The sequence below is a fragment of the Paenibacillus sp. genome, from assembly GCF_031177825.1.
In the GTDB taxonomy this organism is placed as follows: Bacteria; Bacillota; Bacilli; order Paenibacillales; family YIM-B00363; genus Paenibacillus_AE.
Genome location: NZ_JAPSKE010000023.1, coordinates 83,783 through 92,899 on the forward strand (window position 1 = coordinate 83,783; position 9,117 = coordinate 92,899).

General features: G+C 51.8%; 6 protein-coding genes and 1 other RNA gene. 1 reads left to right on the forward strand and 6 read right to left on the reverse strand.

Going from position 1 to position 9,117, the window contains the following annotated elements; translation table 11 throughout:
• Window position 1: 1 nt before the first annotated feature.
• Complete coding sequence (locus RIN49_RS21755; RefSeq protein ID WP_309122251.1) at window positions 2-487, forward strand: GyrI-like domain-containing protein; 486 nt, start codon at window positions 2-4, stop codon at window positions 485-487.
• 47 nt (window positions 488-534) lie between these two features.
• Here RIN49_RS21755 and RIN49_RS21760 read toward each other — a convergent pair whose 3' ends face one another.
• From RIN49_RS21760 to ssrA, 6 genes are all read right to left on the reverse strand, one after another.
• Window positions 535-2,211, reverse strand: coding sequence for an alpha-galactosidase (locus RIN49_RS21760; RefSeq protein WP_309122252.1), 1,677 nt, complete (start codon window positions 2,209-2,211; stop codon window positions 535-537).
• Between the two features lie 532 nt (window positions 2,212-2,743).
• A complete protein-coding gene (locus RIN49_RS21765) occupies window positions 2,744-4,315 on the reverse strand; it encodes an extracellular solute-binding protein (protein WP_309122253.1) in 1,572 nt (523 codons plus the stop codon).
• Between the two features lie 183 nt (window positions 4,316-4,498).
• Window positions 4,499-6,742: an AraC family transcriptional regulator gene (locus tag RIN49_RS21770; protein ID WP_309122254.1), complete on the reverse strand. Its 2,244-nt coding sequence runs from the start codon at window positions 6,740-6,742 to the stop codon at window positions 4,499-4,501.
• Between the two features lie 37 nt (window positions 6,743-6,779).
• Window positions 6,780-7,673, reverse strand: a complete 894-nt coding sequence (locus tag RIN49_RS21775) for a carbohydrate ABC transporter permease (protein ID WP_309122255.1) — start codon at window positions 7,671-7,673, stop codon at window positions 6,780-6,782.
• Between the two features lie 17 nt (window positions 7,674-7,690).
• The gene (locus RIN49_RS21780) at window positions 7,691-8,602 is read right to left on the reverse strand and encodes an ABC transporter permease (RefSeq protein ID WP_309122256.1); all 912 of its coding nucleotides are present in this window, start codon (window positions 8,600-8,602) and stop codon (window positions 7,691-7,693) included.
• A gap of 311 nt (window positions 8,603-8,913) precedes the next feature.
• Window positions 8,914-9,117: a transfer-messenger RNA gene (ssrA, locus tag RIN49_RS21785) on the reverse strand; the annotation flags it as partial.

Sequence of the window (9,117 nt, forward strand, 5' to 3'; positions counted from 1 at the left end):
GATGAGCAATTACAGAGTAGAAGAAAAAGATGCATTTCGTTTCATAGGGTATCCAACGCTGCTAGGCGAAGAGGCAGTCATACATGCCGACCGATATTCCGTCCCCAAAACCGAGTTTTTCAAGTCCGTCCTTCAGAGCGGTAAGATGGACTTGCTTCGCCCCCTCTCGGAGAGCAAGTATGGGTATGGCGTCGTAGCCGTTAAGGATGGCGGCACGTTCTATTACGCCGGGATCGTGACCTCGCAATCCCCTTGCGACGGGACGGAAGAGGTGTTGTTCCCCCGAAGTCACTATCTGATTCTGTGCGGCCGTGGCGGGTTGTCCCGCCTTGCCTTCGATAAACTTGAAGATCAAGCATTCGCGGAGATCCTTACCGGGAATTCCCCTTACGAATACAACGGGGGCCCTATTGCCGAAGTATTGCTAAACGGTAATCCGGCCGACGCAGAGGTCGAAGTATGGGTCCCGGTCGTTCAGAAATCGTAACGATCTTTGTCGTACTCGGTCCGCTCCCGCTCTCTAAGGGACGCAGTTCAGGTTGAAAAATCGGCTCCGTTCTTTACGCCGAAAAAAACAATCGCTGCGTCGACGTCATGAAATTCGGCTTCGATCACGGCCCTTCCGGCTGAATCGAACGTCACGCTGACGTTGGACGGATGCCAGACATTAACATCCGCCGCATGCTTCGTGATGTAAGTATGCTTGACCGGACGCGCTTGATCGAACGGCTTGCCGAACGAGTTGGCGAACAGGACCGCAACGCCGCGGCCGTTCGCTTCATTAATTTTTTCGTAAACTTCGGGATTTCGGCCCGCTTCCCCGTAAAATACCGGATAGCTGGACGTGATATCTTCCCTTACCTGCTTATATAGACCAAGCAACTGCGCGATCCGTCGGACGCCTTCTTCCGACACGGACAATAGATCTCCCCAGATGCCGTTGTGGCCGAGAATGAGGGACGCGACGCTGATGTTTTGGTTAGGCCCGGGATCGTCCGGAAAATAATGGGTCAGGAACAGAACGGAAGGCAGCCAGTTGTCGTAACGCAGCGGAGTGCGGCAGAGCATGCTGCGGGCCGGACCCGGTTGAAAGAACACGTTGTAGTTGTAGAACTCGCCCTCGTCGCTCCTCGGAAGGTCGAAATTCGGGAAATACGGACCGTTGTTGATCAGAAAATATTTGCCCGCCCCAAGGAAGGAAAGCCCGACGCAACGATACCCCTCCGTGACGTCGAAATCGATGATGGCCTCCGGAATCGCTTCGGTAATCCGGTTCGCGATGTCGACCAGCTTCAAGCAAAGTTCAAACGAAAAGCGCTGTCCTCTCTCTTCCGGGCTCGCATCGGGACCGCCGTGATCGTGACCGGGATCGTTGCAGCCGTATTGGCTGATCGCGTCCCATTTAAAATAAACGACGCCAAGCTTTCTGCTCAACTCGATCAGTTTATCCGCAAACGCCTGGCCGTAGGGGCTAACGAGACACATCCGTACGCTGGCTTCCGTTTCCCAGATCGGATGCGCCTCTTCCTTTATCCCATCCCACGACACTTCGCAATCCGCGTATTGCTCGTACGCCCGGCTGGTTAAGGCGACCGCTTTCGGATCGAACCAAAGTCCGAGCTTCATTCCATAGGCGTCGAGCTTCTCTTTTACCTGAGCCAATCCGTCCGGGAATCGTTCCGCATTCACTTCCCAATCGCCGGTTTTGACGAACCAACCGGTGTCGATAACGTATACTTCGATGCCCATCCGGTGCGCCGCGTCGATCTCGCTCAAAATACGATCAAGGTTCATGGAATCCAAATATTTATTACGGTTCCAATACCGGTTCCGCTCCTGAAAGTTCCACGTATTGTAGAAAATGTACGGCTTCCGCGACGAGCGGCTTTCGCTGAAATATCGGAGCACGAAATTTCTGTATTGCCGGGCCAAATCCGAAACTTCTCCTTCAACGGCCCCAAACTGCATCCAAAGGGTTCGATATCCGTCGCCCGCATGGATCGGATCGCCGTGGCAGTAGGAACCCTTCACGGCGCGCAAGACAAGGGTCTTGGAGCTGTCCGCTTGAAATCCCGCATAGAGGTCCGTGGATTGCGAACCGTGTTCGTAGGCTAGGAAGGCGGCAATCCGGTCGTTCGAAGCGACGGTCATCGGTCCGGCAAACATCTGCCCGTTCTCGAATTGTCCTTGATGCAATAAAGTTTCCGTCATGCAGTAATGGTGCGTAAGTTCATGAAAATCCGAAAAACGAATCTCTTGAAATCGATCGAATCTCCCGAAATCTACGCTCGAATATAAAATTCGGTCCCGTTGATCGCTTTTGGTAAGGAATCTTGCCGTCTGCGCACGTATCCGATACGCAAATCGAACGACCGGATTTCCCGGTGCGATTCGAAAGACGATCTCAAGCGATAACCGGTCGTCTTCCAGAAACACGCCGCGACACCGATACTCCCAACAGCCGTTGCCAAGCTGGCGCGGCTTTTCCGGTTCCTCGATCTGGAGGATGAGTTCCGCCTCGCAAACGCGGCCGTCGATTTCAAAGGAAGGCGGCCGGATCGACCACATTTCTTTCGTCCCGAGAAGCTCGTATGTCCATAGAGCCTCCTTCTTGCCTTCGATCCGAATTTGATATAAATCGTTACCTATTACAACCACCTGATGCATGTTTATACCGCCTTCTCTACGCATTAAAAACTTTCGGGATACGAACGGAAGAGCCGCATCCCGAAAGGTTCGTTCCTTATTTCTTCGCTAAAAATTCACTGATTTGCTTTTCCAGCTCTTGTTGTATTTTCTTCACGTAAGAAGCCGCTTCGCCTTTGAAATCGTTCCACACTTGATCCGGATCCCCGACTCCGTTCACCAAGATGATGTAGTACTTGGCTTCCAATGAATTGTATTGCGCCAGTTCGTTGGCGACGGGAGTGCTGTCGAACGAAAACCCGGTCAAGATGTCCGCGACGAAATTGTCGCCGTTCATAATGAACTGATTCGCTTTGATGGCGTCTTCGCCTTGGGAAGCGTTCAACCGGTCGTGCGTCGGGTTCCAAATCCAGGCATACGGAAACCAGCGATACCCGTCTCCGAGCGGCTTGTACAGCTTATCCCCCGCCTCTTCCCAATCGACCCCTTGGATGCCGTAAGCGAGAAGCTCGTAATTTTCCTTCTGATGGGCCCAGTTCAAGAACTGAATGGCCCGTTCCTTGTTTTTGCTCGCGACCGGCACGCAAATGAAATTGCCCTGAACGAAGTTGGAGATGTTTTTGCCCGGTTCGAATTGATAGAACGTGACCGCCTCCAGCACGGCGCCGGGAACGTTCTTCTCCAGCTCCGCCTGAATATCGGTCGGAACGCCGAAGTCGGGAATGGAGCCGACGGCCTGCTTGCCGGCTTTCAACAATTGGTGGTTTCCTTTGGTCGCCATCATATCCGGATCGATGATTTTATCTAGGTACAACGTTCTGGCGTTCGTCACATATTCCCAGAATTTCGGATCCATCTCGTCGAACAAATTGTACACTTTGCCGTCGTTGTTCTTGTAGTGAAGCACAAGGCTTTGACCGAGCGCGTGCGTCGTTCTCAGATGCGTCTCATAATCGTATTGGAATCGGAATGTGGCTTCGCTCATGCTGGCCGCCGAATTCGAAGTCGAAAAAGGAATGATGGAGGGCTCCTTCTCCTTCACGGCATACATGAACTTCACAAGATCCTCGTACGATCGGATCGGAGCGATCCCCAACTTCTCGCGAATATCTTTTCTCACCAAATACGTATGGTTGCTGGACGGCGTGCCGGATTGGAACGCGCCCAGCGGGATGCCGACGATGTTGCCGCTGATTTTGTTCGCTTCCCACATATTCGCCGGTCTCGTATTTAGCACGTCGGGACCGTACTGCTGCAGCAGTTGATCGAGCGGTTCGTAAAATTCGACCATTTCATTCAAGTGAAGCCAAGGCGCGTCGAAGATCAAATCCGCTTCTTGACCCGTCGAAAGAACCAGCTTCGTCTTTTGATCGATGTCCGACCAAGGAATGAACTGAACGTCCAACTTGACGTTCAGCGTACCTGCCATCCGCTTCTCGGCTTCCGCAACGACCGCATCCATGCTCTTCGGCCTGTCGCCGGGAATCATGATCTTCAACGTGACGGGTTCCAGCGGTTCGTTCTCGGCGGCGCCCGGGTCTTCCGCCGGCTTCGACGTTTCCCCGGAACTTGCGCTCCCCCCTCCTTGATCGGCAGCGCAAGCGGACAATACCAACATCAAGACGACCAGCAGCAACCAAGCCTTTCCCATTCGATGTCTCAACTTCATCCTCCCTTTCTGATAGACGCATGTTCTGAATCTTTGACATCCGCCAGGATCCGCGCCGCGGTCCGGCTTCCGTCAGCTCCCATCATAAAGGGATACGAAATTCGTTGCCTAGTTCTGGCTTCCCGAATTCCGGTACCCGATTCGCAACCTGTAAATATAGAACCCGGACCTGAAGAAATAGAACTACAAGTATTTTCGGTATTCGTTCGGCGTCATCCCGGTCATTTTCTTAAAGGTCGTAAAGAAGTGGCTTTTGCTCAAAAATCCAGCCGATTCGGCGATCTCGGTTACGGAATAGGAGCTTGTCTTCATCAGCTCTTTGACGTAATCGATCCTCGAGGTCAAGATATAATCCGATACGGTCATCTGAAGCGTCTCCTTGAACAATTGCCTCATATATCCGACGGACAAGGAGACATGGTCGGCGATGTCGTTCGCGGACAAATTCGGATCGTTCAGACGGGTGTTGATATAGCCGACGATTTCTTTAACATGTTCATCCTTAATGTTGTATGGTTGGTTCAGATTGCGGTTGAGATGACCGATGATCGACTTCAGCTCCTCTTCCAACCAGGATCGGAGCTCGGAAAGCGTGCTGAATTTTTGGATCAAGCTTTGAATGTCCGTCAAAGACTCGACGGACGTCAAGTGACCGAATGCCCGGTACAAATTGTAAAACACAATTTGCAATTGAAACCTGCATTTATCGTAAGACAGGCTTTGCAGATGGCGGATCAGGTCCGCGACCTGACGCTCGACTTGCTCCATCCTTCCGAATCGGACGGATTCGATCAAAGAGGCGAGCGTCAAATCCTCGTCGGAGGAATGCAGGAAGTCCGAGTAGGATTCCAGGTCTTCCTCGCGGTAAATTTTCGAATCGCCCGACAAAAATTTCAACATCGTCAGCTCGTACGTGCGGTCGTACACCTCCCGAAAATCTTCCTTCCCCGTTTTGGGAGCGCTGACGGATGCGATTGCGTCGATTTTCAAAAATTTGCGGATTTGTTCCACCGCTTCGGCAAGCAATTCCGCGAGCCGGTCCGGCGTCTCGTCCTCGCTGCCGATGACGAAAGCGAGATGGTCCGAACCGATATCCGCGTATTCCGCGCAGCCGTCCCCACCGGACAAGATTTCCGCCGCGATATTTTGCATTGCATATATGAACAATTTTCTGGAATCGAAATTGTAGGCCTCGCAAAACGCCTTGTAATGGTCGATCCGGAATATCGCAACGTAAAATCTGCTATACGTCAACAATGCCGTCTCCTCGGCCAACTCCTGCCGGTTGACCGCCATCAGCTTCCCTTGCAGCAGCCATTGCCGGATCGATTCGGCCTTGATGACGCTTTTATGGCGGTGGATGGCGCTGCGCAAATGGGCTACCTTTTCGGTCAGTTGATGGATACCTTTCTCCAGCACCATATATTCGGAAGCGTCGGGAACGTCGAAGTCTTCCGGCCACTTGTTTTTGATTTTTTCGACAAGCGCGCTGTAAGGACGGAACGTAATCCTAGCGTTCCAGAAGCTCACCGCCAGCAGAAGCGCCAATAGCAGAACGGACCCCCATAGAATGGTCCGCTGGATATTGCCCAACTCGGCCGTTAAGCGACTTTTCTCCGTCATGTAATAAATCGTCCAGTTTTCCGTCGACGGAACCCGGACGAAATTGACGGACCACGTCCGGCCCGCAATCGAGGCGTCATACTGGCCGGATGGCTTCGTCGGGCCGGCCGGTTTCAATGCGCTCTGCAACCCCTCGTTCTGCGTCCCGAGAATAATCCGCCCCTCCGCGTCGGAGACGACCGTTTCGATTCCTTCTTCATCGTTGTTTTGCAGCAAGTACTTCTCCAGAGAAAGGCGATCCAACAAGACAACCAGATAACCGTCATACCGGTTGTATTGGGATGAGGGGACGATTAACGCGAAGACCGGATGACCGTTCGATTCGTGAGGGAAAAATTGAAGGAACCGGCTTGAGCGGCTCCCGATCATGCTCAATATGTCCGCATCGAAAAACTCGTCGAATGCGTATTTTCTCGAACGGTAGTCGATCACGGACTCGGTTTGAATGTTCACTAAGTAAGCGGAGTAAATAAACGGTTCATTGGTAATATATTTGGTCAACGCGATCAATGCTTCGTTTTGCACGGTTCCTCTGTTCAGGTCATCGGGCGACTGGAACCATTTTTGAATATAGGGATCCCAATAGATATGTAAGCTGTACGCTTTCAATTTATCCGCCAAAAATTGGGTATTCTGCAACGTATGCCTCAGCCGTTGCTCGTTGAACCGATCGATCTCTTTATAGGCATGGTTGGAGAAGACGCCGGACAAATAAAAAGAGAACGGAACGACCAATACTACGAATGAAACCGCAATGAGGAAAAAAATACGCAAATAGGTTTGCTTCGGCCACAGATGCAGCATGAATCTTTCCCCCGCCCTCCTGTCTATTAATGATATTTTATCCTTTGACCGAACCTAGCATAATGCCTTTCACATAATATTTTTGAAGCATCGGATACAGCAGGACGATCGGTCCGATCGTCACGCAGACCGTCGCCAATTGAAGCCCGGTCGACGGCACGGCGACGGCGTAGCTCATGGCGTTGCCGCCTATATAGGATTGTGCGTTGATATTCGATAGGAGCTGCCGGATCATGATCTGCAACGGATGCAGGTCCGGATTGTCGATAAACAGGAGCGCCAAATACCAGTCATTCCAGTAAGCAAGCGCATAAAACAAGGCGACCGTCGCGATGACCGGAAGCGAAACCGGCCAAATCATCCGGAAAAAGATCGTCATCTCGTTCGCCCCGTCGATCGTGGCCGCCTCGTTCAGCTCAAAGGGCAAGGAGCGAAAATAGGAGACGAGAATAAAGGCATAGAACGGATTCAGCAAATAGGGAAAAATCAACGCCCAAATGGAATCGTGCAGGTTCAATACCTTGCCGACCGTAATGTAGAAACCGACCAGTCCCGCTCCGAATATCATCGTGAAGTACGTAAGGAAGCCGAGCAGCCCCCGGATTCGGATTTTCGGATGAGCCAATACGTACGCATATGCAGCGCTTACCAGAACGGCGAGCGAGGTGCCGACGGCCGTGACGAACAACGTCACCCCGTAGCTTCGGAACAACTGTTCGCCGGCAAACAAAAACTCATATGCCAGCAAGCTGAATTCATTCGGGACGATTTCGAAGCCGTTGACGTTTATATTCCGTTCCGAAGCGAACGAATTCATGACGACAAGCCAGAACGGCAGAACGCAGACCGCGGCGAACAGCGCGAGAAACGTATACACGCTCGCCTCGAAGGCGATCTCCTGTCTGTTCTTCCAAATTTTCGCTTGTTTCATCTCGAGACCTCTCCCTCTTAGAACAAGGCGGAATCCTTGTCGATTTTTTTGGCGATCGAATTGAAAATGAATACGGCGACAAGTCCCATCGCGCTTTGATACAAGACGACGGCGGATGACATGCCGAAGTTGCCTAACTGCCTAAGCGCCCTATAACTGTATGTGTCGATGACGTCCGTCGTCTCGAACAAGTTTCCGTTATCTCCGACGATCCCGTATATCATTCCGAAATCGCCGTAGAAGATCCGGCCGACGGATAAGAGCACCAGAACCAGAATGACCGGACGGAGCAAGGGCAGCGTAATGAACCGAATTTGCTGCAGTCGCGTCGCTCCGTCGATTCTGGCGCTCTCGTAGTATTCGCCGGATATGCCTGCGATCGTAGCCAGGAAGATGACGGAATAATAGCCAGACGTTTTCCATACGTAAATGAAGGTTAGGATGAACGGCCATAACAGCGGCTCGTTATACCAGGAAACCGGCTCTATTTCCAGGCTTCCCAACAACCGGTTGAGTAACCCGGTGGTAGAGTTCAAGATGATGTACACCATCATGCTGACCGCCAGCCACGAGATGAAGTACGGCATAAAAACAAACGACTGGACGATTTTCTTGGGGATCGCTCTCCTGACTTCGTTCAGACACAGGGCGATGACGATCGCCGTCCCGATCCCGAACACGATAAACAAACCATTGAGATAGACGGTGTTCCACGTAATCTTGATCCAATTGTCTCCCTGGAAAAAAAACTTGAAGTTGTCGAAACCTACCCACGGGCTCCCCAACAGCCCTTTGTGAATCGAAAACTTCTGGAAGGCGATCAAATGTCCCCAAAGCGGCAAATAAGCGAATACGATCATAAAAATGAAACCGGGGGCAGCCAACGCATACAAATATTTGTTCTTGGCCAAGTCGCGAATAATGGACATACGAACCACTCCTAAGGCTTCTGTTTGATGTTGATGGTTTATTCCATCGGATGTACATGACATTCTTTTATTCTAGACAGTCCCTTGAAGGACCGTACAGTTCTGAATCGGTCGATCCCGGTATTCATTTCGCCGGTTGTGCGGATATGCGAATGTAGTATGGAAATCTGCCGGACGAAAACTTTATAAAGCGCTTACACATGAGTGAGATTATGGGTAAATAACCAGTTGCTGACCCATCGGAGTCTCCTCCCTGCTCCATATACAGCAAGAAAGCCCCGCCCTGATGGGCGAGGCTTTCTTGCTCTTTCCTATGGAGCCGAGGGGAGTCGAACCCCTGTCCGAAAATAACGGCACACAAGCTTCTACGAGTGTAGTTACGGTATTATTGTCATCGCGCGGACGCCCCGGAACCGGCTTCGCGCGCGATCAGCCTGATTGTCTTCTTCCGTCAGACCCCAGGCGGAGACCTGACGGCGTATCCCACTAAAGGTGAGCCCCTATCCTAGCACATG